We start from the raw sequence: 26107 nt of genomic DNA on the forward strand, positions 1-26107 counted from the left end.
TCCCGGGTCGGGGGTTCTACGGCAGAGGCGGGGACTTGAAGCAAGCCCGTTGCGCACCACATATTGAGTTGGGAGGAGGGACTTCCTCTTCCGCGTTCGCCGCGTTGACACGTCGGGCAAAACACCGGCATAAAGGCATCATCGAAAGAGTTTGGTTCGGCCCGCGCGGAGCAATCTGCGGCGGGTTTTCTTTTGCGGCATTGGATGGTCAGCTGAGGCCGGTGGTCCGCTGCATGATGTCGGCGAGCTCTTCGAACGAAAATGGCTTCCTGATCATCGGAAGGCCGCCGCGCCGGGGCTCGCGACCCGACAATTGCAGCATCTTCAGCTCCGGGCGGACGCGCTTGGCCAGCTCGGCCAGTTCATGACCATCCATGCCGGGCATGTTGATGTCAGTGATGAGGATGGAGATGTCCTGGTTCTGCTCGAGCCGTTCGAGTGCATCCAGGCCGCTTAGGGCGCTGATCACCTCGCAGCCGAGATCTTCCAGCATGCCCACGATCACGTCGAGGACGGCGGGATCGTCGTCAACAACCAGGACAGTGCGGCTCATCGCAGGAACGTTCCTTCTGACGAAGCATTCAACGCGCCTCTCGTCGGATAAGTTCCAGCAAAGGCCCGGCAGCGTGGACTGATGTTTGTGGCCTCGGGCAAGACACCGGCAGAACGGCGTCATCGAAACGGCCGCCGGGCGCCGGTCCGCCTAATCGTCCTTCGACAGATCGCCGGGTTTGGCGGGAACGTCGATGGTGCCGCCATCGCCGTGAACGAGATCGCGATCGCTCTCCTTTGCCTCGCCGGCGTCTTCGATGATCGCCTCCTGCGTCTCGCGCTCCTTGTCGATGCGCGGCTTGGCTCCGGGCAATTCTCGCGATGTCTCTGGTGACGTCATCTCGAATGTCATCTCACCGATCCTCCTGATCGGCTAACTTTCGCCGGGCCGGTAAGTTCGTTTGACGTGTCGGGCAAAACACTGGCAGAATGGCATCATCGAAAGAAGTTTGGTTCAGCCCGCGCGGAGAATATCTGCGGCGGGCTGTTTCATTTCAACGGGGCTTTGACACGTCGGGCAAAACACCGGCATAATGACATCATCGAGACGAGTTTGGTTCACCCGCGCGGAGCACATCCGCCGCGGGTTTTTTCGTCTCGATTTTCGAGATCGGACGGCGGCGGCGCATTACGGCCACGCACTCGTCACACCTGGAGCGCCGATCGGCGCGCCGCCGTCCGAACCATTGCCGGCCGTGCACGCGCGAACGTGCCGGCCCGCGGCGCTGGGGCCAGTTGCCCGCGCCGCTGCGGTCTCCGGAAGACACGGAGATAGGGTTCGCGCCCGAAACGATCGCGCCTCGCCTGGCGCGATCTGCCGCGCATTTTCTTTCTTATGGAGGGATGATGACTGCCTATCTGATATCGCTCGCGCTCGCGGGCCTCGTCGCAATCGTGCTGTGGGAGACGCTGTCGTGAGCGAGGACGTCGAATGCGAGCTTGCAAGCGAGCCGTCCCCCAAGCCCGCGGCCAGGAAGACGTCGAGGGCGCGGAGCCTGACCGATACGCGGCCCGTGGCCTGCCGTCGCCCTATCTCTGGTCCGGCACCAACCAATATCGCGCCGGAAAATATGTCCGGGACGGCGTTTTCGATCCAGGCAAGGTCGATCCGCAACTGGGATGCGCGGCGCTGATGATCGCCCTGATGGAGCTCGATCCCGACGTCAGCTTTGCGGAAGGGAAGATCGCAAAGAGTCCGTCTGCCGGCGCTTCAGCGAAGCCGTCACCGACGAACCCGTCGAAGGGCTCGATCGGCGCGTTCGTGATCGACCTGGTCAGAGCAATTCTTGGAAGGAAGTGAACATGCGGACGATGCTCGATATCATCCTCTTCTCTGCCGGTTTTGGCGTCTGCTGGTATTGCAAGGATCCCGTGCTCCGGCTTGTGACCGGCATCGACGCTCTGATCAAGTCGCTTGAGGCAAGACTTGCAGTGCTGCGAGGCAAATCGTGATGCTCGCAAGGATCAAGGCGGTCTGCCTGCACTCAGTAACCATTGCCTGGAGCTATTGCATAGCGCTCGCCGGCGCACTGGCTTCGATCATCGACGATCTCGCCGACACGCTCGGCGATCCCGGCGTCAAGGATCAGATCAGCGCGGCCATCGGCGACGTCAAGACAACGGGACGCATCCTGCTTGCGATCTCCGTGGTGACGATCATCGCACGGCTGCGAACTCTCCGGAGGACAAACTGATGTGGATGACCATCATCTCGTTTCTTGGCGGTCCCGTCGTCAAGGCGCTGATCGAAGCCTACAGCGCCAAGCTGAAGGCTGAGAATGTCGACAGCAAGATTGCGGCCGATCTCGCGGCGAGCGAGATCGCATCGCAGACGGCCGAGACCAAAGCCGTCATGCAGTACCGCATCGCCGAGATCGGGCATTGGTACGAGCCCGACAAGCTGATGGGCTATTGCGTGGCGCTGTACTTCGCAAAGCTGCTGGTCTGGGACAAGGTCCTTGGATTTGGCTCGACTGACGCTTTGGCTGGATTTGCGGCGATCACGGCCAATCTGGTCGTCTCTTTCTATTTCGCCAAGCGCGGTTTCGAGAATGTTGCGAGGATCATCAAGCGGTGAAGATTCAAGACGAGGAGATCCGGGCGATTGTCGCGGAGACACTGGCCGAGCAGCACCGAGTTCAGCAGGAGAGCGTCGATGCCATCGTATTGAAGGCGGTGGCATCGGTCCTGGCCTCGTTCGGGATCGAAGGCGATGACCGGAAAGAGCTCAGAGCTGACTTCCAGCACCTGCGGCGCTGGCGAAAGAGCGTGGAACAAGCGCAGAGCTACACCTTCAAGGCGGTGATCACAGTCATTGCGACCGGTCTGATGGGTGCGGTTTGGCTCGGTGTCAAGGTCGTGCTGGGCAAGTGAGCCTCGACCGCTACGGGGTCGCAGGTCGCGCACTCCCGATTACCCCGCCAATAGGTAACCCATGTACAGAATTCGTATCGTCGATGCGGACGATGATGAGACTGCCGAGATTCTCGGCGATTTGCACCGGCTGACATTCTTCGGTGGGGCGTCCCTGCCGCAGTTCGAATCGGGTACGTGGTGGCTCGCCTATCACGATGATGACGCGGTTGCCTTCGCCGGCGTTGTGCCGTCGACGCATGCGCGAAAAAGTGGATATTTTTGTCGGGTCGGCGTCTTGCAGCGGCATTGGGGGCGGGGACTTCAACTCAGGCTGATGCGAGCGATCGAGGCGCGAGGGCGGCGTCTGGGATGGGACAGCATCGTCTCCGATACGACGGACAATCCCGTATCTGCCAATAATTTCATCCATGCGGGTTATCGGCTGTACGAGCCCGAATCGCCCTGGGCCTGGTCGCATACGCTTTATTGGCGAAAGTGGCTGCGCTGAGCAATTGGAGTGGTTTCCCGTGATGCGGAACGTGACCTTCTCAGACTAGAATTGCTGCGCAAGATGCGCGCAGCCTCCATACGCTCAAATATCTAACGGCCCGGCAGCTTGACGCTGCCGGGCCGTTTTTGCGTTTCAGGTGAAGCCAGCGAGGCCCTTGCGAAGTTGGCGGCGCCGGGCTTTAAGTTTGCTCTTGCAGGAAATTCGGCGGCCATAAGCCGATGTAAGGGAGCACTATCGATGCCGACCAAGCCTCAATTGCCGGAACGTTCGTCGCGAGCGATGGAAGGGCCGAGTGCGCTCGACGGTCTGCTGGTCATCGATTTCACGCGTGTCGTCGCCGGCCCGGCCTGCACCCAGACGCTCGCCGATTTTGGCGCGCACGTCATCAAGATCGAAAACCCCGACGGCGGCGACGACACACGCGCCTATGAACACGCCGAAATTGGCGGCGAAAGCGCCGCCTATCTCAGCCTGAACCGCAACAAGCGCGGCATTGCGCTCGACCTTGCCGTGCCAGAGGCCCGCGAGATCACGCTGGATCTGATCCGCAAGGCGGATGTGGTCGTAGAGAATTTTTCGAGCGGGGTCATGAAGAAGTTCGGGCTCGACTATGACGCGGTCGCCCCGCTCAATCCCCGGCTGGTCTATTGCTCGATCTCCGCCTACGGACGCTCCGGACCGTTCGCCTCGCGCCCCGGTTTCGATCCCATCACGCAGGCGGAGAGCGGCTTCATGTCGCTCAACGGATTTGCCGACGGTCCGGCGGTTCGTACCGGCCCTCCCATCGTGGACATGGCGACGGGGATGTCTGCCTGTAACGCCATCCTGCTGGCGCTGTTGGCCCGGGACCGGCTTGGCCGCGGGCAGCATGTCGAAGTCGCCTTGTTCGACGTTGCGATGGGGATGACCGGCTTCTACGGCATGGCGTATCTCATCAACGGCGAAAATCCCGGCCGGTTCGGCAATTCACCCAGCGGGTCCCCCACCGTCGGCGTCTATGAGGCCTCCGATGGGCCACTCTACATGGCCTGCGCCAACGATCGGCTGTATCGCCGGCTCGTGGTCGAGGTGCTGAACCGGCCTGATCTCATCACCGATCCGCAGTTTGCCACGCGCAAGGCCCGTTCCGAGAACAAGGAGCTTTTGCGGGCAGCCATTGCGGAGGTCTTTGCCAGCGATACGCTCGAGAACTGGATGGCGAAAATGAAGCTGGCCAATATTCCAGTCGGCTATCTCCGTACGGTCGAGGAGGGGTTCAATGCGCCAGAGGCTCGCGAGCGCCATCGCTTGAGCCGCATTCCGCACCGTACAGCGGAATGGGTGCCCAACATGGAGCCGCCGATTACCATGAGCCTGACCGCCGCGATCGATCCCGTTGCGGCCCCGCTGTTAGGTGAGCATACCGAGGACGTCTTGCGCAGCATGCTCGGTTATGACGAGCGTCGGATCGCGGAGTTTACCCGGAAGGGCGTCTTTGGCTCGGGCAAGCCCTCTACTCCGGTTTAAGCCGGAGCCGTCAGTCCCCTGGCAACAGGCTCGCGCGGCATTCGGAATCGATGCTTCGTGATGCCTGCTGCATTGGCTTGATTTGGTAAGGGGCCGGCCGCATAAATACGCCAAAGTGAGGGAAGCGAATGGCGCCTGGTCGAAAGCCGAGCATGGGTCAGCCCACCGGGCCGGAAGCTGGCGAACGCGCCTATGCGGCGATGATCGCGAAGGCCCGGGCCCTCGTGCCGCGACTACGAGAGCGGGCGGCGCGGACGGAGGAGCTGCGGCATCTCCCGTCGGAAACCGAGATGGACCTCCATGAAGCCGGCCTGTTCCGGATGCTCCAACCGGCACGGATTGGCGGCGCCGAGCTCGACTATGTCGCTCTTGTCGACTGCGCTGAGCTGCTCGGACAGGCGGATGCATCGGTAGCTTGGAATCTCGCCAATCTGGCTAGCCACCACTGGATGCTCGGCATGTTCGAGCAAAAGGCGCAGGATCTGGTCTGGGGCCGTGATCCGGATGCGCTGATCGCATCCTCGTTCATTTTTCCCGCCGGACGCGCCACGCGAGTCGAGGGCGGTTATCAGCTGCGCGGCAGCTGGCCATTCTCCTCCGGCGTTGCCTCCTGCGAATGGAACATGCTTGCAAGCGTGGTCTACTCCGACGACGAGGCCGACGGCATCGAGTATCGCATCTTTCTGCTGCCGAAGGGCGATTACAGCGTGCTGGACACATGGAACGTCGCGGGATTGCGCGGGACGGGGTCCTGCGACGTGGAGGTCAGGGACGTCTTCGTGGCTGACCATATGACAGTCGCCGTCGGCGACCTCTCAGGCGGCCCGACGCCGGGAAGCACGGTCAATCCAAATCCGCTTTATGCGCTGCCCGTATTCTCGCTGTTCCCATACGTCCTCTCCGGTGTCGCGCTGGGGAATGCGCAAGCGTGCCTCGACGATTATACGGAGGTCGCACGTCATCGTATTTCAACCTACAACCGGGCCAAGTTGAGCGATTTTCAAAGCACCCAGATCAAGATCGCGGAGGCCTCGGCGAAGATCGACGCCGCGCGCCTGATCATGCGGTCGGCGTGCCTCGATGCCATGGAGGATGCGCGGCTTGGTCACATCCCTGGCATGGCAACCAAGACCCGTTATCGGCGCGACGGATCTTTTTCGGTGAACCTGTGCACGGACGCGGTCTCGATGCTGTTTGCCGCGAGCGGCGCGCGCGGTCTGTTCACGACCGGCGTGTTGCAGCGGCAGTTCCGCGATGCGCACGCGATCAACTCGCATCTCGCATTCAATTTCGATGCGGCCGGGACCAACTATGGACGGGTGGCGCTGGGCCTGCCGTCCGAAAATCTCACGCTGTGAGGCCGGCCGATGAATGATCTGCCGCAGCAGCCCGGCGCTCCCGATCCCGCCAACGAGTTCGCGAGCGACAGCTCGTCGATCGATCCTCGCGACTTTCGCAACGCGCTCGGAACTTATGCAACGGGCGTGGCGATCATCACGGCCGCGGCGCCTGACGGCAAGCCCTACGGGTTGACTTGTAATTCGTTCGCCTCCGTCTCGCTGAACCCTCCGCTGGTCCTATGGAGCCTGGTCGTCTATTCCGCTAGTCTGACCATCTTCCAAAACGCCAGCCATTTCACCGTCAACGTGCTTGGTGCTTCGCAGCAGGCGCTTGCGACAAAATTCGCCAAGTCGTCGGACGACAAGTTCACAGGTGTGGACTGGGCGCCGGGCCTCGGCGGAGCGCCGGTGCTTGCGGAGAGCGTCGCCAATTTTCAATGCCGCTCCGTGAATCGCTACTATGGCGGCGACCACGTGATCTTTCTCGGCGCGGTCGAGGCCTACACCTACAGTACGAAGGAGCCGCTGCTCTTCGCGCGGGGGACGTTCGGCCGATTCCTCGCAGATGACGAGCGCAAGACGTCGCCTTGACGTGCTTCAGAGCTCGCTCGACGGCTTAGCGCTCTGCCGCTGAAAGCTTGTAAATCTCCAGCGCGTCCGCTTCCGCGCCGCGCGCGGCCTTGGCGAGCCTGAAAAGTTGTCCCGCAAGAGAGGCCATCGGCACCGGTGTCGATGTCGCCTGCGCGACGTCGGCGACCGTATCGAGATCCTTGAGCATCGTGGCAATGTGGCCGAGCGGGGGCGAGTGAATGCCTTGCACCATTCTGGGCACGAAAAGCTGAAGCGGGATCGAGTCCGCGAAGCCGCCAGCGAGCGCTTCGGGCAGGCGATTGGCGTCAATACCGGCGTTGACGGCCAGGCGCGTGGCTTCTGCCAGCACGGCCATCGCGCATCCCACGATCACCTGATTGCAGAGTTTCGTGGTCTGGCCGGCGCCGGTCGGGCCCATGTGGGTGAACCTGCGCGCCATGGCCTGCACGTAGGGGCGAACCCTCTCGATCTCGTCTGCTTCTCCGCCGGCCATGATTGCAAGGGTGCCTTCCTCGGCGCCCTTCGTTCCGCCGGAAACCGGTGCATCGATCCAGCCGGCGCCATTGGCGGCTTTCAGTCGCTTTGCCAGATCGCGGGCGGCGTCGGGATGTATCGACGAGAAGTCGACGACAAGCTTGCCTGCGCCGGGCGCTGCCGCGAGCCCCTCAGGCCCGAAGATCACCTCCTCGACGGCCGCGGCATCCGTCACGCACATGAAGGCGATATCGGAGTTCGTCAGGAGATCACGAGGCGTGGCTGCGCGCCTGGCTCCGGCCTCGGCGAGCGGAGCCACCTTGCCCTCCGAACGGTTCCAGACAGTGACCTGATAGCCGGCCTTGAGCAGGCGTCGGGTCATCGGCGTTCCCATCAGGCCAAGGCCGAGATAGCCCAGCCTCTCGACGCCTTGCGGGTTTGCCTTGCTCGCATCAGCCATAGGTTGCCTCCTTCTGCCGCAGCGCGACGTGGCTTTACCATACATTGCGCGTCGGACGGCAAAACCGCCGGGCTCGCATGGCTTGCCTGATTGTTTGAACCATGAAAGATTTGAGCCCGGTCGGGGTTGGGTGGCGCCTGTCGGCGCCGGAGCAGCGGAGTGGGCACGATGCGAACCGTTTCGAGATGGATCCTGGCTTTGGGGGCGGCGGCCGTGAGCGCGGGGGCAAGCCCGTCATGGGCGCAGCAGACGATCCGCGTCGGCTGGACGATCCCGGCCGAGGAATCGAAGTACTGGATGATGCGCCGCCCGGCTGAATTTCCCAGTATCGGCAAGACCTACAATATCGAATGGACCCAATTCCAGGGCACCGCGCCGATGACGCAGGCCTTGGCGGCCGGCGCACTGGACTGCGCGACGCAGGCGCCGCTGTCGCTCGCCAATGGTGTGGTCGGCGGCAATCTCAAAGCCTACATCGTGGCGCAGCACGTGTTCGAGAAGCCCGGCGGCTTCTCGGTCTATTGGGCCGTCATGGATGACTCGCCCATCAAGACGATCGCTGATCTCAAGGGCAAGACGGTCGGCATTTCCGTGATCGGCGGCGGTACGCAAGGCCCGTTCAACCTGCTCCTGAAGCAGAATGGCGTCGATCCAACCAAGGATATCAAGCTGGTCGAGGTCGGCTTTGCTGTCTCCGAGGATGCGCTGCGCCAAGGCCGCGTCGATGCGGTGAATATGAACCAGCCGTTCGCCGCGCGGGCAGAGGCAAAGGGCGGCACAAGGAAGCTCTTCTCGCTGTCCCAGGCCATGCCGAACATCGTGCACATCCTGGAAGCCTGCCGTGCCGATTTCGTCGACAAGAACCCGGAACTGGTCAAGACCTATGTCCGTGACATCACCTCGGGCATGAAGAAGGCGCTGGCCAACCGCGAGGAGACCTTGAAGGTCGTCAATGAAGTGCTGAAGGCGCCGCTCCCGGTGCTCGAGACCTACCTGCTCAAGGATAACGATTTCGGCCGTGATCCAGGCGCGGCGCCGAACTTCCCCGCGATCCAGAAGATGCTGGACATCTATGCGGAGACCGGAATGCTGCCAAAACTGGATGTCGCGCAGTTCAAGCATCCGACAATCGTTGCTCCGCTGCAGTAGGCGAGCGAACGATCCGAACGTGGAGTTTGCGGCGTCCCGGATGATCCGGGACGTGGCACGAAGAAGATGCACGTATGAAGAAGTTGCGATCACGCGTCACCACAGACGGCCTCGACCGGGCTCCGCACCGCGCATTCATGCGCGCGATGGGGCTCGACGACGCTGCGATTGCCAAGCCGATGGTGGGCGTCGTCAGCATGAAGGGCGAGCAGACGCCCTGCAACATGACCCACGATTTTCAGGTGGCCGCGGCCAAGACGGGTATCGAAGAGGCCGGCGGCACGCCGCGCGAATTCTCGACGGTGTCGGTCTCTGACGGCATCAGCATGAACCACGAGGGAATGAAGTTCTCGTTGTTTTCGCGTGAACTGATCGCCGACTCGATTGAGGCCGTCGTCCATGGTCTGGCCTACGATGCGCTGATCGGATACGGCGGATGCGACAAGACGCTTCCTGGCGTGATGATGGGCATGGTTCGCTGCAACGTGCCCTCCATCTTCATCTACGGCGGTAGCTCGCTGCCGGGCCGCGTGGATGGGCGCACGCTGACGGTGCTCGATTCCTATGAGGCTGTCGGCAGCTTCATGACTGGTGAGATCGATGGCGCCACGCTCGAGCGGATCGAGCGTGCCTGCTTGCCGACGATCGGCGCCTGCGCCGGCCAATTCACCGCCAACACCATGGGAATGGTCTCGGAGGCGATGGGCCTGACCATTCCCAACGTTTCGATGGTGCCCGGTATCTATGCCGAGCGTGCGCAGATATCGCGGCGCGCCGGACGCCTGATCATGGAGATGCTGGAACGCGGCGGGCCGCTGCCTCGCGACATCGTGACGCGGAAGTCCCTCGAGAACGGCGCGGCGATCGTTGCGGCGACGGGTGGTTCAACCAACGCCGCGCTGCATCTGCCGGCGATCGCCAACGAGGCCGGCATTGCATTCACAATCGATGATGTGGGCGAGGTCTTCGCCAGGACGCCGTTGATCGGAAATCTGCGCCCCGGGGGCAAATACACCGCAAAGGATGTCTACGACATCGGTGGCGCGGCGGTCGTGATCCGTGAGCTGATCCAGAGCGGGCACATCGATGGCGGCTGCCTGTCCATCACCGGCCGGACACTTGCCGAAGAGTATGGCACCGCCAACGCGCCCGATGGAGAAGTCGTATACGCGGCGGGCGCGCCGATCATGCCTGACGGCGGCGTGGCGGTGCTGAAGGGAAATCTTTGTCCCGACGGTGCGGTGATCAAGGTCGCAGGTTTGAAGAGTCAATTCTTCGAAGGCGTGGCGCGCGTTTTCGAGGACGAGGAAGCCTGCGTCGCATCGGTTCGTGACCGCAGCTACAAGGCGGGCGAGGTTCTCGTCATCCGCAATGAGGGGCCGGTCGGCGGCCCCGGCATGCGCGAGATGCTCGGCGTCACCGCGTTGATCTACGGGCAGGGCATGGGCGAAAAGGTCGCGCTGATCACCGATGGCCGGTTCTCCGGCGCGACCCGCGGCATGTGCATCGGCTACGTGGCCCCCGAAGCATTTGTTGGTGGTCCGCTGGCGCTCGTTCGCGACGGTGACAGGATCCGGATCGATGCCGCAAACCGGCGGATGGATGTGCTGCTCGATGAGCAGGAACTCACAGCGCGGCGACGAGATTGGAAGCAACGTCCGCCGCGTCACCGTGCAGGCGCGCTCGCAAAATATGCGCGACTGGTGGGGCAGGCGCCGGGCGGAGCCGTGACGCATGAAGGCCCGGCTGAATGGCCGTGGTTCGAATGACGCACCGCACGGGTGCGAAAACGACCGCCTGTCTGGCAGGTTTCTTGCTAAGCTCGTGCCGCTGACGGAGAACGTTCAGCAGGTTCGTCGAGGAATGTTCGCGCGAGTGAGACGAGAGACGGGATGACGGTAGTGCCTGCGAGATCGAGCGAATGGGTGAGACCGGTGAGATCACAAGAGCCGGCTTCTGCAATCATCGAGATCGACCGCGTCTCGCAGGTCTTTCAGACTTCGGCGCGCAAGGATCATGTGGCGCTTTCCGAGATATCGCTGACGATCGAGGAGGGCGCCTTCGTCTCCATCCTTGGGCCGTCCGGCTGCGGCAAGTCGACACTGCTTTATATCGTCGGCGGTTTTGTCAGCCCGACCAGCGGCTCGGCGAAGATCAAGGGACATGCGATCACGGGTCCCGGTCCGGATCGCGGACCGGTGTTCCAGGAATTTGCGCTGTTTCCCTGGAAGACTGTGCTGGGCAATGTGATGTATGGCCCGCGTCAGCAAGGAGTGCGCGCCGCCGAGGCGGAAGCGCTGAGCCTGGCCTTGATCGAGATGGTTGGCCTCAAGGGCTATGAGAGTTTCTACCCCAAGGAATTGTCGGGCGGCATGAAGCAGCGCGTGGCGCTGGCGCGGACGCTCGCCTACCATCCCGAAGTGCTGCTGATGGACGAGCCTTTCGGTGCGCTCGACGCGCACACAAGGACGCGCCTGCAGAACGACCTTCTCAACATCTGGGAGCGTGACCGCAAGACGGTGCTGTTCGTCACCCATTCGGTGGACGAAGCCGTCTTTCTCTCGGATAAAGTCGTGATGATGTCGAAATCGCCCGGCCGCATCCGCGAGGTCATCGACATCGATCTGCCGCGACCGCGCCGCCGCAACGAGCTGTTGCTCGACCCGCGCTATCAGAAGTACATCGTCGATATCGAGCGCATGTTCGATGAAAGCGACGAAGCCGGACAGGCGTCATGATGTCGTCGGCCACCTTGATCAGACGGGCCGCTCCGGTGCTGGCCTGCATCGGGTTGCTGGCCGTGTGGCAGGTTGCGTCGCTTGCGCTGAAGAACGACAGCTTCCCGACGGCGATCGAGGCGATCCGGGCAATTCCGGATATTCTCGGCGACAAGGAATCCTTGATCAACATCCTGGCCTCGCTTCGCCGTATGGCGATAGGGTTCGGTGTGGCGGTGCTGGTTTCGATTCCGCTGGGCCTGTTGATGGGACGCAGTCGGGGCGTCGCGGCCTTTTTCAATCCGCTCCTGATGGTGATTTATCCGGTGCCGAAGGCCGCCTTGATGCCGATCATCATGCTTTGGCTGGGCGTCGGCGACATCACCAAGACATTGGTGATTTTCCTGGGCGTCAGTCTCCCCGTGATCTATCACAGCTTCGAGGGTGCCAAAGCCGTCGAAGAGAAGATGCTGTGGTCGGGTGCCGCGATGGGGCTTTCGCCCGCACGACGCCTGGTGCGGATCGTGTTGCCCGCGGCGCTGCCGGAGATCCTGACCGGCTGCCGCACGGGACTGGTGCTGGCGCTGATCACGATGATCACCAGCGAGATGATCGCCCGCCAGTCCGGCGCCGGCAACATCCTGTTCAATGCGCTCGACATGGGCCAATACGACACCGTCTTTGCGATGATCATCATCGTGGGTGCGATGGGAATCTGGCTCGACGCGATTTTTGAAAGGGTTCGTGCCAGGCTCGTGCGTTGGTCCGAACCTCAGTTCGACATGCCGCTGAGCTTTTCGTGATGACGCGCCTTCTCTCCGCAAACGTGTTTCTTGGGATTGCCCCGATCGTGCTGGTCATCGCCTTGTGGCAGGGCCTGGTGTCATTTGGCTTTGCGCCCGCGGTCTTGCTGCCGCCGCCGGGCTTCGTCTTCAGCCGGCTGCTCCAGCAGCTCGTGACGTGGACGTTTCAGCAGGAGATCGCGGCAACCCTGATCCGGCTGTTTGCAGGCTTCGCGATTGCGGTCGTGCTGGGTGTCAGTATCGGCATTGCCGCCGCCGCCAATCCGGCGATCAATGCCGTGGTTCGGCCCATCGTCCGCGTATTGGCCCCGCTGCCCAAGGTCGCGCTCTATCCGGCGCTCCTGCTTTTGCTCGGATTCGGCCACGGGTCGAAGATCACATTGGTGGCCGCGGACGCGCTCTTTCCCATTCTGCTCTCGACCTATTACGGCGCGTCGACCGTCGAACAGAAGCTGATCTGGTCGGCGATGGCGGCGGGAACGCCGCGCTACGAAATCCTCTTCAAGGTGGTGCTGCCGGCGGCGATGCCGTCGATCCTGACCGGATGCCGGATCGGGCTTGTCATTTCCTGCATCGTGGTGTTTCTGGCCGAGATGATCACGTCGACGGACGGATTGGGGCACGCGCTCGTGACCGCGGCGCGAACCTTCCAGGCCGTCGACATGTTCGTGCCTCTGATCACGATCTCGCTGCTGGGCCTGATCTTGAATGGCCTGCTCGGCGCGCTGCGCTCGTACCTGCTGCGGGGCTTTCCCGAGGCGTGAACTGACCAAGAAGAAACCAGAAGACCGGGAGTGTACCATGCTGGCTGATCGCATCGAGGCAAAATGGATCGACGCATTTTGCGAGATCTTTGAACGTTGCGCCGTCAAGGCCGGCGATACCGCGGCGATCCTGTCGGAAACCCAGTCGCGTGCGTTGAATGTGCAATTGGCGGAGCTCGCGCTGCTACGCATGGGCGCTCGGCCATTTCACGTGGTGATGCCGACACCGCGCAACCGGAATATCGTTCCGGTTCGCTCAACGGGGGCGAGCGAGGCGATCCAGAAGCTTGGTCCGGTCATCACCGCGCTTCAGCAGGCCGGCTTCGTGGTGGATTGCACCGTCGAGGGCCTGATGCATGCGGTGGAGACGCCGGAGATCCTCAAGGCCGGCGCGCGGATCCTGGTGATCTCGAACGAGCATCCCGAGGCGCTGGAGCGGATGGTACCGGATCCCGCGCTCGAGAAGCGCGTTCGTGCGGCGGCCAAGATGTTGCGCGGGACCAAGCGGATGCGGGTGACGTCGAAGGCCGGCACGGCGCTCGATGTCGACATGGTCGGCGCGTCCACGGTCGGTGTGTGGGGCTGGACCGACAAGCCCGGCACGCTGGCGCATTGGCCCGGCGGAATCGTCGTCAGCTTTCCCAAGAGCGGGACCATCAACGGCACGCTGGTGATGGCGCCCGGCGACATCAACCTGACCTTCAAGCGCTATCTGACGTCGCCGGTGACGATGACGCTGAAGGACGATTATGTCGTCGAGCTGGAAGGCGAGGGCACGGATGCGGCCATGATGCGCGCCTATCTTGCTGCGTGGGGCGATCGCGAGGCCTATGCCGTCTCGCATGTCGGTTTCGGCATGAACCCCGGTGCGCGTTATGAAGCGCTGTCGATGTACGACCAGCGCGACACCAATGGTACCGAGATTCGGGCCGTCTCCGGCAATTTCCTGTTCTCGACAGGCGCGAACGAATTCGCCGGCCGCTACACGGCGGGGCATTTCGACCTGCCGATGATGGGAACGACCATCGAGCTCGATGGCGTCGCGGTCGTCCGCGAAGGCGTTTTGCAGGACGTCTTCGGCTAATTGCGGTCGAGCACGGGTGGGCGAGCCAGGTCGAAGTGGCGCAGCAGATCCACCATGGCCTGAAGCCGCTTTACGCGATAGGCGTCAACGTCCATGCCCGAATAATCGAGAAAGCCGGCGCCCGTGCGCAAGCCGATCCGGCCTTCATGCATGTTGCGTGAGATGACGTCCGGCGCGCGGTAACGGTCGCTGCCGAGCGCGCCTTCGAGATAGCGACTGGCATAGTACAAGATGTCGCCGCCACCCCAGTCGATGAATTCGAGCAGTCCGAGCACGGCATAGCGGAAGCCGAAACCGTAACGGATCGCCTTGTCGATCTCCTCGGCACTCGCGACGCCTTCCTCAACCATGCGCGCGGCCTCGTTCATCGCCAGCGCCTGGATGCGCGGGACGATGAAGCCGGGCGTCGCCGCGCAGACGACCGGAACCTTGCCGATGCCTTCGAGCAGCCCCTTGACCTCGTCGACGATGGCGGGATCGGTGGCTCTGCCGGGCGAAACCTCGACCAGCGGGATCAGGTAGGCCGGGTTGAGCCAATGCACGTTGAGGAAGCGGCGAGGATTCACGATCGCGCCGGAGAGATCATCGACGAGGATAGTCGACGTCGTCGATGCAACGATCGTGTCGGGTCGGACCTGCCGTGAGGCTGACCCCAGCACCTCGCGCTTGAGCTCGACGACCTCCGGAACCCCTTCGAAAACCATTCCGGCGTCGGAGAGCGCTGCCTCGCTCTGGCTGGCGGGCACCACCGAGACGCGCGCGATGAGCGGATCGACATCGGCCTCCGTCAGCAGCCCCAGCTTGGACAGGCTGGCAAAGGTCTTCGTGACCTCGGCGAGCGCGTCCGCCTCAAGCTTGGCGAATTCTTCTGCGCTACGGGCCTTGACGTCGATCATCGTGACCTGATGCCCGGCGTAGGCAAACGCGACCGCGATGCCGCGCCCCATGCGGCCAGCCCCTAGACAGGCGATATTGGCGCGATTGGTCATCGGTCAGAATCCATTGCGAAGCAGCGTCTGCAATTCAGCCTTGCTGAGATTGGCGAGCCCCAGCGTCTCGAGCGTTCGGCCACCTTGCGCAAAATCCTCGCCGCAGACCGCGCCGCCGATCGACAGGAACGCTTTCGCCAGCGGCGTGGCCACGCCGGCCAGGCCGGCAACGGAGACCAGCAGCGACAGCCCAAGCCGCAGGTCCTCACGCATATAGCGGTGCTCCGTCAGCACGATCCGCTCGCGCCAGTCGCCTGAATCCGTCAGCCGGTCGTGCGAGCCGCGGCCATACATCCAGATCTCGCCTTCTTTCGCATAGTGATGAGCGAGCGGGAAATGCGGTGCGCCGTAACCAAGTGCCTCGCGCACCGCGATGCGTTCCGCGTCGAGCGCGTCGGTCACCCGCCGGATCGCGGCTTGTGTGCCTTCCTTATGAATGTCCCAGCGCTCGAAATGTTCGATCGGGCCGGCATTCATCACGATCAGCGGCGGATGGATGATGGGTCCTGCATTCATCAGCGCCCCGGACAGCGCATCTCCGCACGGCTCGATCGCATCGGGGAAAGCGCGTCCGATGACCTCGAGCGCATGCGGTGCGTGGTCGAGCGGGAACACGCCGACTGGAAGTCGCTTGGCGCGGATGGTGATCGCGACCTCGAACGGTCCGTGCTTGCGGGTGAGCCACGGCAGTGTGCCGGTTTCGGCAAAGCTTGCCTTGGCCTGGTTCCCGGCCTCCCGCGCGGCGTCTGCGAAGATCATCGAGCCGAATGTCGCTGGCGGCAGAAAGACGACCTGACCGTCCCGCAGATGCGGGGCGAGCAGGCGAGCGATGTCGGTCTGTGCGAAGGCAGGCGCGGGGCACAGGATCAGCTCGGTGCCGTTGACAGCTTCGGCGATGTCGGTCGTGACCAGCGCGAGCTTCACGTCGTGGCGGCCGCTGTGGTCCTTGACCAGGATGTGCGAGCCGGCGGCGCGATGTGCCGCGACCTGACCGGCATCGCGGCGCCAGAGCCGCACCTCATGCCCCGACAGTGCAAAATCGCCGGCGGCCGCGAAAGAGCCGTTTCCCCCACCCAGTACTGCAATCTTCAAGACGCTTCTCCTTGCGCGCGGGACTGCGCATCAAGCTGCTTCAGCAGGAAATGCTGGACCTTCCCCAGTGCGGTGCGCGGCAGGTCGGTGACGAAGACGATGTCGCGCGGCACCTTGTAGCGGGCCAGCTGCGCCTGGATGTGTGTCTTGAGTTCATCCGCTTCGAGCCGGGAGCCGGATTTCCGGATCACATAAGCGATCGGAACCTCGTCCCAGCGCGGGTCCGGCCGGCCGATCACGGCGCATTCGCTGACATCGGGATGTTCGAGCAGGACGCGCTCGACCTCGGCCGGATAGACGTTTTCCCCGCCTGAAATGATCATGTTCTTCTTGCGCTCGCGGACCCAGAAATAGCCGTCGGCGTCGCACAGGCCGATGTCGCCCGTGCGATACCAGCCGTCGTGCAACGCATCGTGCGTTGCCGCCTCGTTGCCCCAATATTCGAAGAACACATTGGGTCCGCGCACCGCGATCTCGCCCGGCGTGCCCGGCGGCAGTTCGTTGCCAGCCTGATCGATGATTTTTGCCTCGCAGCACAGGCCGGCGAGTCCGGTCGATCCCACCCGCGAGAGGTCGCCGCCGAGGCGCGTATAGATCGCGATGGGGCAGGTTTCCGTGGAGCCGTAGACCTGAAGCACCGGGACACCGCGTGTGGTGAACCGATCAATCAGGTGCGGCGGCACGATGGTCGAGCCTGTCGCGACGGCCTTCAGTGACGAGAGATCGGCCGCCGTCCAGGCGGGATGCTCGCTCACGGCCTGGATGATTGCCGGCACCATCACGGTCAGCGTCGGCCGCTCCTGTTCGATGGTCGCGAGTGCGGTATCCGGCGTGAAGCGCGCGTGGACCGAGACGGTCGCGCCAAGCTGCAGTGCCGGCGTGGTCTGGATGTTGAGGCCGCCGACGTGGAAGAATGGCAGCACGGTCAGCACGTGGTCATCGGACGTCATGTTGTGCATGTGCTGGCTCATGACGCCGTTCCAGAACAGCGCCTCCTGGCGCAGCACCGCGCCTTTCGGCCTCCCGGTTGTTCCCGATGTGTAGACGATCAGCAGCGGGCAGGAGAGATCTGTGTGCGGATTTCGGCTGGTGCCGTCACTGCGCGCGAGCAGGCTTTCGAATGTCGTGCCGCGAGATGGCGTGAAGTCGAGGCCGACGACGGACGTCCCCGGCGCGGTGCGGGCAAGCTCGGAAAGAACGCCCTCGAAGGCCCGTTCGAGCACCAGCACCTTGGCGCCTGCATCGGTGAGAATGAAGAGCTGCTCGGCTACCGCCAGCCGCCAGTTCAACGGCACCAGCATCGCGCCAAGTCGCGCGCATGCGTAGAGCAGAACCAGATAGTCCGGCCGGTTCAGGCTGAGGATAGCGACGCGGTCGCCGCGGCCGACGCCGAGCTCCTGCTTCAAGGCCGTCGCGGTGCGTTCGATGCGTGCGGCGAACGCCGCATAGCTCAGCCGTTCGCCTTCGAAGGCAATGGCTGTCTTGTCTGGCGCGAACGCCGCATTGCGATCGATCAGACTGCAGAGGTCCACCGTCAGTCGTCCGTCTCGCCGGTCTCATACAGCGCCTCGCGTCCGATCCGGTCGAGGCAGAGCTCGGCGGTCCAGGGCAGCATCAGCGAGCCGCAGCGGCTGTCGCGATAGATCCGCTCCAGCGGCAGCGATCGAAGCATGGCCTGGCCGCCGCAGGTGCGGATCGCGAGCGCGGCAAGCTCGTTGGCGCCTTCCATTACCGAATATTGCGCGGCATAGGCCCGCAGCACCTGCTCCTTGCTCGGATTGGCGCAGGCTTCGGTGACCGCCTGGAACCAGATCGCCTTGATCTGTTCCAGCTTGATCTGCATCTGCGCGACCGCGATCTGCTTGGTCGGATACATCCGGCGCTTGACCGGCGGCATGCCCGGCACTTCGCCGCGCAGATAACGCACGGTGAAATCATAGGCGGCTTGCGCCAGGCCCATATAGGTCGGCGACAACGTCAGGAACATGTGCGGCCAGCGCATCGCGGCCTGGAAATAGACGCCGCGCGGCATCAGTGCAGAGTCGGTCGGCACGAACACGTCCTTGAACAGAAGCGTCCGTGAAACCGTTCCGCGCATGCCGAGTGGGTCCCAGTCGCCGACGACCGAGACGCCTTCGGACTTGGCTGAGATCGCGAGGTAAAGCGTGTTGCGGCGCGACGCCTTCTCGCCTTCCTCGATCTCGGTGCAGAGCACGCCGTAATAGTCGGCGTGACCAGACAGCGATGCGAAAATCTTCTTGCCGTTGACGATCCAACCGCCCTCGACCGGCCTTGCTTCCGTGCCGAAGGCGACACCGCCTGCGGCGGCCGCTCCGCCCTCGGAGAAGGGTTGCGAATAGATCGCACCGTCCTCGACGATGCGCTTGTAGTGAACCGCGCGCCGCCGCTCGTGCTCGGCGCGGGTGTCCGCGTCCATATCGAGATCGTCGGCGAGGGGCCCTGACCACAGGGTCGAGCACACGTGCATGTTCCAGGTCAGCGCGGTCGCGCCGCAATAGCGGCCGATCTCGGCAGCTGCCAAAGCATAGGTCTGGTAGTTCGCGCCGAGCCCGCCGTGTTTCTTGGGCACGGCAATGCCGAGCAGGCCGACGCGGTGCAGGTCGCGATAATTCTCGATCGGAAAGGTCGCCTCGCGATCGTATGTGGCGGCGCGAGCGGCGAACACGGTTTGGCCGATCTCCCTTGCGCGGGTGATGATGCCGGCCTGCTCGTCGCTGAGGCGGAATGCAACGGGATCGAAGATCGGCGCATCCAGTGCAACCTTGTCGGTCGTGCCGATCGTCTTGCTGACTTGCATGGTCATTGCGCAGTCACCTTACGCTTTGGTCGCGAGAGAGTTCAGGAACCGGCCGAGGGCCTCGTCAAAGGCCTCGGGGCGCTCGAGGTTGGCGAGATGGCCGACGCCGGCGAGCTCGACATATTCAGCACCAGGGATGTAGCTCGCCGTCTTTGCCATCATCGGCGCGGGCGCATTGTTGTCCTTGGAACCCGACAGCAGCAGCGTCGGGATGGAAATATTCGCAAGCGTGCTGCGCTGATCGAAGCCGATGAGAGCCAGCATCATGGCGCGATAACTTGCCTCGGGCACGCTTGCCATGCATTCGCGTGCGAGCTCCATCCCGTTCGGATCGGGATCGTCGCCGACAAGCTCCTTCACCAACGAGGGCGCCAGCGACTTCATCGTCTCCCCGCGATCGAGCGGCCCGAGCCGCGCCGCGATGAACGATTTCTGCCAGTCGCCATCGGCCTTGCCGAAGGCTGGGCTGGTCTGCGCCAGCACGACCGCGCGTGCCAGCTTTGGAGACTGCACCAGCCACTTCTGCACGATCATGCCGCCGATCGAGTGACCGACCAGAACGGGTTTGGCTGCGCCGAGTTGTTCGATGAATTGCTGGAGCGCCTCAGCCAGGGCAGCGATGCTGACGCTGGCGAGCGGTGCCGATCTGCCGTAACCCGGCATATCCCATGCGATTGCGCGGAAGCGGTCACCGAACGTGGCAAGTTGCCGCCGCCAGGCCCGCGCTGCGCCGCCGATGCCATGCAGGAAAATCAGAGATGTCGCATTCGGATCGCCCGCGGCTTCGTAGGCGAAGCGTCCGTCCTTTGTTATCATTGGCGCAGGCTGCGACACGCGACATCCTTTTGCTTGGCCCTTGATGCTAACAGGCCTGTGGGGGATGGGAAGCGATAATTTTATACTTAAAGCAATTTTCGGGCCGCCCGCTCGTGCCGTGACGTTTGAGGTGGCGAGCGCCGCTTTCGTTGCAAAAATTTGAAGGTTAAAATATATCGGAGGAACGATCATCGGATTTGAGGGAGCCAGCGCATGTCCGGATTGCCGCACTCGCCGCACGCACTGGTGACCGGTGGTGGCCGCGGCATCGGCCGCGCGATCGCGGCGTCTCTTGTCGGTGCCGGGGCCATCGTGACGGTGCTTGGCCGGAATGCGGCGACTCTCGCAGAGGCGGTCGACGCCGGCGCCGCGCATTTTGCGGCCGTCGCCGATGTTTCGGACGAAACGTCGTTGAAGGCCGCCATTGCCGAGGCCAGCGCGCGGCAGCCGATTGATATCCTGATTGCCAACGCAGGCAGCGCCGAATCGGCGCCATTCGCGAAGTCGGACGCCGCTCTTTTTGCGCGCATGATGGATGTCAATTTCATGGGCGTGGTTCACGCCGTCCGTGCTGTGCTGCCGGGCATGAAAGATCGTCCCTATGGCCGAATTGTCGCGGTCGCGTCGACGGCGGGGTTAAAGGGTTACGCCTATGTCAGCGCATACAGCGCGGCCAAGCACGCCGTGATCGGTCTGGTGCGCTCCCTTGCCATCGAGATGGCCGGAAGCAATGTCACCGTGAACGCGGTGTGTCCCGGCTTTACCGACACCGATCTCGTCGCCGGCAGCATCGAGAACATCATGAACAAGACGGGGCGTAGTCGCGAGCAGGCGATCGCAGAGCTCGCGAAACACAATCCGCAAGGACGCCTGATCGCGCCTCGGGAAGTGGCAGACGCGGTTCTCTGGTTGTGCGGCGACGGTGCCGGCGCGATCACCGGGCAGGCGATTGCCGTGGCCGGGGGCGAGGTCTAGCCTGAATGGCGCAGGCGCCGAACAAGGAAGCCAAGGAGATCGCATGAGCAGACCAGCAAATCCCGTCACCATTCCGCTCGCGGACTATTCGCCGCAGCACTTCGTGCTGGCGGTGGTCGACGGCGTCGCGACGGTCACGCTCAACCGGCCCGAACGAAAGAATCCGCTGACGTTTGAAAGCTACCGGGAACTGACCGATTTCTTCCGCGCTTGCGCCTTCGACGACGAGGTCAAATCCATCGTCGTCACCGGCGCCGGCGGCAATTTCTCGTCCGGTGGTGACGTGTTCGAGATCATCGGCCCGCTGGTGAAGATGGACACCAAGGGGCTGACGGCCTTCACGCGGATGACCGGCGATCTCGTCAAGGCGATGCGGGCCTGCCCGCAGCCGATCATAGCCGCGGTCGAGGGCATCTGTGCCGGGGCCGGTGCGATCGTCGCCATGGCCTCGGACATGCGCCTCGCAGCGAGCGGGACCAAGGTTGCGTTCCTGTTCAACAAGGTGGGCCTTGCCGGTTGCGACATGGGCGCCTGCGCGATCCTGCCGCGGATCATCGGGCAGTCCCGCGCCTCCGAGCTGCTCTACACCGGCCGGTTCATGACCGCGGAGGAGGGTGAGCGCTGGGGCTTCTTCAGCCGCATCGTGACGTCGGAGCAGGTGCTGCCCCAGGCGCAGGTCCTGGCCAAGCAGATCGCGGAAGGGCCGACCTTCGCCAACACCATGACCAAGCGGATGCTGGCAATGGAATGGGCCATGTCGGTGGAGGAGGCGATCGAGGCGGAAGCCGTTGCCCAGGCCCTGTGCATGACCACGGCCGATTTCGAGCGCGCCTTCGAGGCCTTCGCCAACAAGGTCAAGCCGGTATTCAGGGGCGACTAAACGGCGTCTTTGTCCGAGCCGGCCAGCAACGGGGGACTTGCGCGAAATTATTTTAGGCTTAAAATAGTTTCATGGCCGGGTGAATTGGCGAGGCTCCCATGAAAGTCGCGATCATCGGTGGCGGACCTGCGGGTCTCTACGCTGCGATCCTGCTCAAGAAGCAGCGCCCGGGCGCCGATATCACGGTGTATGAGCGCAATCGGGCCGATGATACGTTCGGCTTCGGCGTGGTGTTCTCGGATGCCACGCTGGACAATTTCGAAAAACACGATCTGCCGAGCTACCGTCGTATCACCCAGGAGTTCGCATACTGGGACGACATCGCCGTGCATTTCCGCGGCACGGTCCACCGGGTCGGCGGTAACGGCTTTTGCGGCTGCTCGCGGCGCAAGCTGCTCCTGATCCTTCAGGAGCGGGCCCGCGAGCTTGGCGTCGTCCTGCATTTCGAAGTGGATGTCGACGACGAATCCCGCTTCGCCGATGCCGATCTCGTCCTGATCGCCGACGGCATCAACAGCCGCTTCCGCGAGAAATACATCGATCATTTCCAGCCGGAGGTCGACCTCCGCTCCAACAAGTTCGCCTGGATGGGCTCGACCAAGCCGCTCGATGCCTTCACCTTCATCTTCCAGGAGACCGAGTGGGGGCCGTTCATCGCCCACGCCTATCAGTATGAGGCCGGACACTCGACCTGGATCTTCGAGACCGATCCCGAGACGTTCGAGCGGGCTGGCCTCACGGGGCTGGACGAGACGCAGTCCGCCGCGCGGATGGCCGGGATTTTTGGCTGGTTCCTCGATGGACATAAGCTGCTCATCAACCGTTCGATGTGGCGCAATTTCCCGATGATCCGCAGCAAGCGCTGGGTCAGGGATAACATGGTGCTGCTCGGCGATGCCAAGGCGAGCGCGCATTTTTCCATCGGCTCCGGCACCAAGCTCGCGATGGAAGACGCGATTGCGCTGGCCGAGGCGATGCACAACGCTCCCAGCATCAAAGCGGCACTTGATGTCTACGAGCACGGCCGCCGTGAGGAGGTCGAGAAGACGCAGCATGCTGCCGACGTCTCGCTGGTCTGGTTCGAGCATGTCGACCGCTTCTGGGATTTTGATCCCGTGCAGTTCGCCTTCGGTGTGATGACGCGCTCGAAGGCGATCACCTATGACAATCTGAAGCTCCGCGCGCCCGATTTCGTGGCTGAAGTCGAGAAGTCATTTGCCAAACAAGTTCGCGACAGCGGCTTTGACGTCGACACCAAAAAGCCGGCGGTGCCGTTGTTCCAGCCGTTCCGTCTGCGCGAGATGGAGATCGCCAACCGCGCCGTCATGTCGCCGATGTGCATGTATTCGGCCAAGGAGGGCGTGCCGACCGACTTCCACCTCGTGCACTACGGATCGCGCGCGATCGGTGGCGCCGGCCTGATCTTCACGGAGATGACCTGCGTCAGCCGCGATGCCCGCATCACGCCCGGCTGCGCCGGCCTGTGGAACGACGAGCAGGAAGCGGCGTGGCGGCGCATCGTGGACTTCGTCCACGGCAATTCGGCCGCAAAGATCTGCCTCCAGTTGGGCCACGCCGGCCGCAAGGGCGCGACCAAGCTGATGTGGGACGGCATGGATCGCCCGCTGGACGAAGGCGGCTGGGACGTGTTCTCCGCATCGCCACTACCCTATTTTCCCGACAGCCAGGTGCCGCGCGAGCTCGATCGCGCCGGCATGAACGCGGTGAGGGACGCTTTCGTTGCGTCGGCTGAGCGCGGCGAGCGCTGCGGCTTCGACATGTTGGAGCTGCATTGTGCCCACGGCTATCTGCTCGCCAGCTTCATCTCGCCGCTGACGAACACCAGGACGGACGAATACGGCGGCTCGCTCGAAAACCGTCTGCGTTTCCCGCGCGAGATCTTCGAGGCGCTCCGCGCGGTCTGGCCGTCGCACAAGCCGATGTCGGTACGTATTTCCGCGACCGACTGGGCTGACGGCGGCATCACCGGCGACGACGCGGTGGCGGTTGCGCGCGCTTTCGCCGAGGCTGGTGTCGATCTCGTCGACGTCTCGACGGGACAGACCGTCCGCGATGCGCAGCCGATCTACGGCCGCATGTTCCAGACGCCGTTCTCGGATCAGGTCCGCAACGAGGCGCGCGTCGCCACGATGTGCGTCGGCAACATCACGACCGCGGACCAGGCCAACACCATCCTGGCTGCTGGCCGGGCGGATCTCGTGGCGCTTGGGCGGCCGCATCTGGTCGATCCGTTCTTCACCATGAGGGCGGCGGCCTGGTACGGGGCAAAGGACGCGTTCTGCCCGCCGCAATATCTGCCCGGAATGGATCAGATTTTCCGCAACAGTGTCCGCGACCGGCAGGATCTGGATGAGCTGCGCATTAAGGCTAAGCCCAAGACCCGGGCTGAGCTCAAGGCGGAGGCGACAAAGCCGCTTGCGGCGGAGTAACCGCCCGTGCGACGTTAACCTCATTGCCTGGCATGTTTCGAGTGGAGTAAGGGCGATGAAGGCGATTATCGTCGGTGGCGGTATCGGTGGCCTCACCACGGCGCTGATGCTGCGTTCGCGTGGCATCGGATGCGAAATCTTCGAGCAGGCTGATACCATTCGTGAGCTCGGCGTCGGCATCAATACGCTGCCGCATGCCATGCGCGAGCTCGCCGGACTCGGCTTGCTCCAGAAGCTCGACGATGTCGCGATCCGCACCGATCAGCTCTATTACCTCAACCGCCATGGCCAGGAGGTCTGGCGCGAAGCCCGCGGCATCGACGCCGGTCACGACGTGCCCCAATTCTCGATTCATCGCGGCCGGCTTCAGGGCGTCATCCACGGCGCCGTCGAGGAGCGGCTCGGGCACGAGGCGATTCACACCGGCTGCCGCGTCGGCGCCTTCACGCAGGACGAGGGCGGCGTCACCGCTTACTTCTTCGATCGTGCCGGCGCGCATGTCCACACGGCGCGCGGCGATATCCTGATCGGCGCCGATGGCATCCATTCGCGCGTTCGCGACACGCTGTTCCCGAGCGAGGGGCCGCCGTGCTGGAACGGCCTGATGCTGTGGCGCGGTGCGCGAGACTGGCCGCTGTTCCTCACCGGCAAATCCATGATCGTGGCCGGCGGCCTCAACGCCAAGGTGGTGATCTATCCGATCGCGGAGGGATCGAGCCCGGCGAGCCGCCTGACCAACTGGGCCGTGCTGGTGAAGGTGGGCGAGGGCAATGCGCCACCGCCTCGGAAGGAAGACTGGTCGCGGCCGGGCCGCCGCGAGGAGCTGATGCCGCACGTCGCCCGCTTCTCGGTGCCCTATCTCGACGTGAAAAGCCTGATCTCGGCGACGCCCGAATTCTACGAATATCCGACCTGTGACCGCGATCCCTTGCCCTATTGGTCATCGGGACGCGTCACACTGCTCGGCGACGCCGCGCATCCGATGTATCCGGTCGGCTCCAACGGCGCCTCGCAGGCGATCCTCGATGCGCGCTGCCTTGCGGACGCGCTGGTGCGTGCCGAGCATCCGCGCCAGGCGCTGCTCGAATACGAGAAGAAGCGCCTGCCGATGACGGCCGACATCGTCCGCTCCAACCGGCGCGGCGGCCCTGAAGGCGTCATCGACGCCGTCGAGCAACTCGCGCCGGATGGATTCGACAATGTCGACAACGTGCTGAGCTATTCCCAGCGCGAGGCCATCGTGCGCGGCTACGCGACCAAGGCAGGCTTCGCCGCAGTGCCGGGGCTTGCGGCGGTGCGCGCCTGACGCGCGCCGCTAGCCGCCGGGAGGCGGCGGCAGGAAGTGGATGTTGAACTCGGCCGCCATCGCCACCACGTCCTCCGGCTTCTGCTCCTTCATGTTGTGAAGGCCCCAGAACAGGTCGAACAGTTTTCTGGTCGGCGACACCCAGAACAGCACTTTTGCGGTCTGCTCCGACTTGTTGAAGATGCCGTGCGGCACACCCATGCCGAGGCGGATCAGGTCGCCGGCGGTGGCCTGCGACTCCGAATTGCCCAGCATGAAGTCGAGCTTGCCCTCCAGCATGTAGAGATATTCATCTTGGTCGGGATGAATGTGCGGCGGCACGAACGTGCCCGGCGGCAAGGTCGCGTGCCAGGAGAAACTGTGCTCGGTCTTGCTCTTCGGCACGTAGGTTTGACCGAGGATGTTCCAGGAAATGCCCTGGATCCCCTCATTGGCGCGCGTGATGCCGGTGATTTCGCTGCTCATTGAAGTCCTC

At 63.4% G+C, this 26107-nt stretch carries 28 protein-coding genes; 19 read left to right on the forward strand and 9 right to left on the reverse strand.

The annotated features are described in order from the left end of the window. Positions 1-208: 208 nt before the first annotated feature. Both CV770_RS03340 and CV770_RS03345 read right to left on the reverse strand, forming a co-directional pair. A complete protein-coding gene (locus CV770_RS03340) occupies positions 209-553 on the reverse strand; it encodes a response regulator (protein ID WP_104461307.1) in 345 nt (114 codons plus the stop codon). Between the two features lie 150 nt (positions 554-703). Then, the gene (locus CV770_RS03345) at positions 704-904 is read right to left on the reverse strand and encodes a hypothetical protein (RefSeq protein ID WP_104461308.1); all 201 of its coding nucleotides are present in this window, start codon (positions 902-904) and stop codon (positions 704-706) included. 579 nt (positions 905-1483) lie between these two features. On the opposite strand from CV770_RS03345, the gene CV770_RS03355 reads away from it, so the two are divergent. The 9 genes from CV770_RS03355 (at position 1484) to CV770_RS03390 (ending at position 6855) form a co-directional block, all read left to right on the forward strand. Further along, complete coding sequence (locus CV770_RS03355) at positions 1484-1852, forward strand: hypothetical protein (RefSeq protein WP_245453663.1); 369 nt, start codon at positions 1484-1486, stop codon at positions 1850-1852. Positions 1853-1854: 2 nt separating this feature from the next. Beyond that, positions 1855-2004, forward strand: coding sequence for a hypothetical protein (locus tag CV770_RS42405; RefSeq protein WP_201759679.1), 150 nt, complete (start codon positions 1855-1857; stop codon positions 2002-2004). After that, positions 2004-2246 carry a hypothetical protein gene (locus CV770_RS03360; protein WP_104461309.1) on the forward strand — a complete coding sequence of 81 codons (243 nt, stop codon included), beginning with the start codon at positions 2004-2006 and terminating at the stop codon, positions 2244-2246. The genes CV770_RS42405 and CV770_RS03360 overlap by 1 nt, the downstream gene beginning before the upstream one ends. Then, positions 2246-2629, forward strand: a complete 384-nt coding sequence (locus CV770_RS03365; protein ID WP_104461310.1) for a hypothetical protein — start codon at positions 2246-2248, stop codon at positions 2627-2629. Before CV770_RS03360 ends, CV770_RS03365 begins: the two co-directional genes overlap by 1 nt. Continuing rightward, on the forward strand, positions 2626-2925 hold the full coding sequence (locus CV770_RS03370; RefSeq protein ID WP_104461311.1) for a hypothetical protein: 300 nt from the start codon (positions 2626-2628) through the stop codon (positions 2923-2925). The genes CV770_RS03365 and CV770_RS03370 overlap by 4 nt, the downstream gene beginning before the upstream one ends. A 61-nt stretch (positions 2926-2986) precedes the next feature. Beyond that, positions 2987-3415: a GNAT family N-acetyltransferase gene (locus CV770_RS03375; protein WP_104461312.1), complete on the forward strand. Its 429-nt coding sequence runs from the start codon at positions 2987-2989 to the stop codon at positions 3413-3415. A 240-nt stretch (positions 3416-3655) separates the two neighbouring features. After that, complete coding sequence (locus CV770_RS03380; RefSeq protein ID WP_201759680.1) at positions 3656-4924, forward strand: CaiB/BaiF CoA transferase family protein; 1269 nt, start codon at positions 3656-3658, stop codon at positions 4922-4924. Positions 4925-5076: 152 nt separating this feature from the next. Continuing rightward, positions 5077-6282 carry an acyl-CoA dehydrogenase family protein gene (locus tag CV770_RS03385; protein ID WP_245453664.1) on the forward strand — a complete coding sequence of 402 codons (1206 nt, stop codon included), beginning with the start codon at positions 5077-5079 and terminating at the stop codon, positions 6280-6282. Between the two features lie 9 nt (positions 6283-6291). Further along, entirely contained in the window at positions 6292-6855 is a 564-nt protein-coding gene (locus CV770_RS03390) for a flavin reductase family protein (RefSeq protein WP_104461314.1), read from the forward strand. Between the two features lie 25 nt (positions 6856-6880). Here CV770_RS03390 and CV770_RS03395 read toward each other — a convergent pair whose 3' ends face one another. Continuing rightward, entirely contained in the window at positions 6881-7789 is a 909-nt protein-coding gene (locus CV770_RS03395) for an NAD(P)-dependent oxidoreductase (protein ID WP_201759681.1), read from the reverse strand. 168 nt (positions 7790-7957) lie between these two features. Here CV770_RS03395 and CV770_RS03400 point away from each other — a divergent pair, with 168 nt between their 5' ends. The 6 genes from CV770_RS03400 to CV770_RS03425 all read left to right on the forward strand — a co-directional run bounded on the left by CV770_RS03400 (position 7958) and on the right by CV770_RS03425 (position 14306). Then, positions 7958-8938 carry an ABC transporter substrate-binding protein gene (locus tag CV770_RS03400; protein WP_091959605.1) on the forward strand — a complete coding sequence of 327 codons (981 nt, stop codon included), beginning with the start codon at positions 7958-7960 and terminating at the stop codon, positions 8936-8938. Between the two features lie 74 nt (positions 8939-9012). Further along, positions 9013-10707, forward strand: a complete 1695-nt coding sequence (gene ilvD / locus CV770_RS03405; RefSeq protein WP_104461316.1) for a dihydroxy-acid dehydratase — start codon at positions 9013-9015, stop codon at positions 10705-10707. Positions 10708-10830: 123 nt separating this feature from the next. Then, positions 10831-11676 carry an ABC transporter ATP-binding protein gene (locus CV770_RS03410; RefSeq protein WP_104461317.1) on the forward strand — a complete coding sequence of 282 codons (846 nt, stop codon included), beginning with the start codon at positions 10831-10833 and terminating at the stop codon, positions 11674-11676. Beyond that, a complete protein-coding gene (locus CV770_RS03415) occupies positions 11673-12458 on the forward strand; it encodes an ABC transporter permease (protein ID WP_104461318.1) in 786 nt (261 codons plus the stop codon). Before CV770_RS03410 ends, CV770_RS03415 begins: the two co-directional genes overlap by 4 nt. After that, a complete protein-coding gene (locus CV770_RS03420; RefSeq protein ID WP_430649269.1) occupies positions 12458-13222 on the forward strand; it encodes an ABC transporter permease in 765 nt (254 codons plus the stop codon). Before CV770_RS03415 ends, CV770_RS03420 begins: the two co-directional genes overlap by 1 nt. 37 nt (positions 13223-13259) lie before the next feature. Continuing rightward, complete coding sequence (locus CV770_RS03425; protein WP_104461319.1) at positions 13260-14306, forward strand: 2,5-dihydroxypyridine 5,6-dioxygenase NicX family protein; 1047 nt, start codon at positions 13260-13262, stop codon at positions 14304-14306. On the opposite strand, the gene CV770_RS03430 is transcribed toward CV770_RS03425, so the two are convergent. Genes CV770_RS03430 through CV770_RS03450 form a run of 5 tightly spaced genes read right to left on the reverse strand, consistent with a single transcriptional unit; the run spans position 14303 to position 20039 of the window. Beyond that, the gene (locus CV770_RS03430; RefSeq protein ID WP_104461320.1) at positions 14303-15295 is read right to left on the reverse strand and encodes a 3-hydroxybutyryl-CoA dehydrogenase; all 993 of its coding nucleotides are present in this window, start codon (positions 15293-15295) and stop codon (positions 14303-14305) included. The two genes, CV770_RS03425 and CV770_RS03430, sit on opposite strands and share 4 nt — an antisense overlap. Before the next feature lie 3 nt (positions 15296-15298). Then, positions 15299-16387 carry an NAD/NADP-dependent octopine/nopaline dehydrogenase family protein gene (locus tag CV770_RS03435; RefSeq protein WP_104461321.1) on the reverse strand — a complete coding sequence of 363 codons (1089 nt, stop codon included), beginning with the start codon at positions 16385-16387 and terminating at the stop codon, positions 15299-15301. Beyond that, a complete protein-coding gene (locus CV770_RS03440; RefSeq protein WP_104461322.1) occupies positions 16384-17919 on the reverse strand; it encodes a class I adenylate-forming enzyme family protein in 1536 nt (511 codons plus the stop codon). Before CV770_RS03440 ends, CV770_RS03435 begins: the two co-directional genes overlap by 4 nt. Before the next feature lie 2 nt (positions 17920-17921). After that, complete coding sequence (locus CV770_RS03445; protein WP_104461323.1) at positions 17922-19211, reverse strand: acyl-CoA dehydrogenase family protein; 1290 nt, start codon at positions 19209-19211, stop codon at positions 17922-17924. A 12-nt stretch (positions 19212-19223) separates the two neighbouring features. Further along, positions 19224-20039, reverse strand: a complete 816-nt coding sequence (locus CV770_RS03450) for an alpha/beta fold hydrolase (protein ID WP_104461324.1) — start codon at positions 20037-20039, stop codon at positions 19224-19226. A gap of 195 nt (positions 20040-20234) precedes the next feature. Between CV770_RS03450 and CV770_RS03455 the strand changes: the two genes are divergently transcribed. From CV770_RS03455 to CV770_RS03470, 4 genes are all read left to right on the forward strand, one after another. Beyond that, the gene (locus CV770_RS03455; protein ID WP_104461325.1) at positions 20235-20996 is read left to right on the forward strand and encodes an SDR family NAD(P)-dependent oxidoreductase; all 762 of its coding nucleotides are present in this window, start codon (positions 20235-20237) and stop codon (positions 20994-20996) included. Positions 20997-21039: 43 nt separating this feature from the next. Beyond that, positions 21040-21876 carry an enoyl-CoA hydratase family protein gene (locus tag CV770_RS03460; RefSeq protein WP_091959430.1) on the forward strand — a complete coding sequence of 279 codons (837 nt, stop codon included), beginning with the start codon at positions 21040-21042 and terminating at the stop codon, positions 21874-21876. A 98-nt stretch (positions 21877-21974) separates the two neighbouring features. After that, positions 21975-24326, forward strand: coding sequence for a bifunctional salicylyl-CoA 5-hydroxylase/oxidoreductase (locus tag CV770_RS03465; RefSeq protein ID WP_104461326.1), 2352 nt, complete (start codon positions 21975-21977; stop codon positions 24324-24326). A 55-nt stretch (positions 24327-24381) separates the two neighbouring features. Next, on the forward strand, positions 24382-25632 hold the full coding sequence (locus tag CV770_RS03470) for a flavin-dependent oxidoreductase (RefSeq protein WP_104461327.1): 1251 nt from the start codon (positions 24382-24384) through the stop codon (positions 25630-25632). A 9-nt stretch (positions 25633-25641) separates the two neighbouring features. On the opposite strand, the gene CV770_RS03475 is transcribed toward CV770_RS03470, so the two are convergent. Continuing rightward, positions 25642-26097 (reverse strand): cupin domain-containing protein, encoded by a 456-nt coding sequence (locus CV770_RS03475; RefSeq protein ID WP_091959420.1) that lies wholly within the window; start codon positions 26095-26097, stop codon positions 25642-25644. Between the last annotated feature and the right edge of the window lie 10 nt (positions 26098-26107).

This window comes from Bradyrhizobium sp. AC87j1, assembly GCF_002936975.1.
GTDB lineage: Bacteria > Pseudomonadota > Alphaproteobacteria > Rhizobiales > Xanthobacteraceae > Bradyrhizobium > Bradyrhizobium shewense.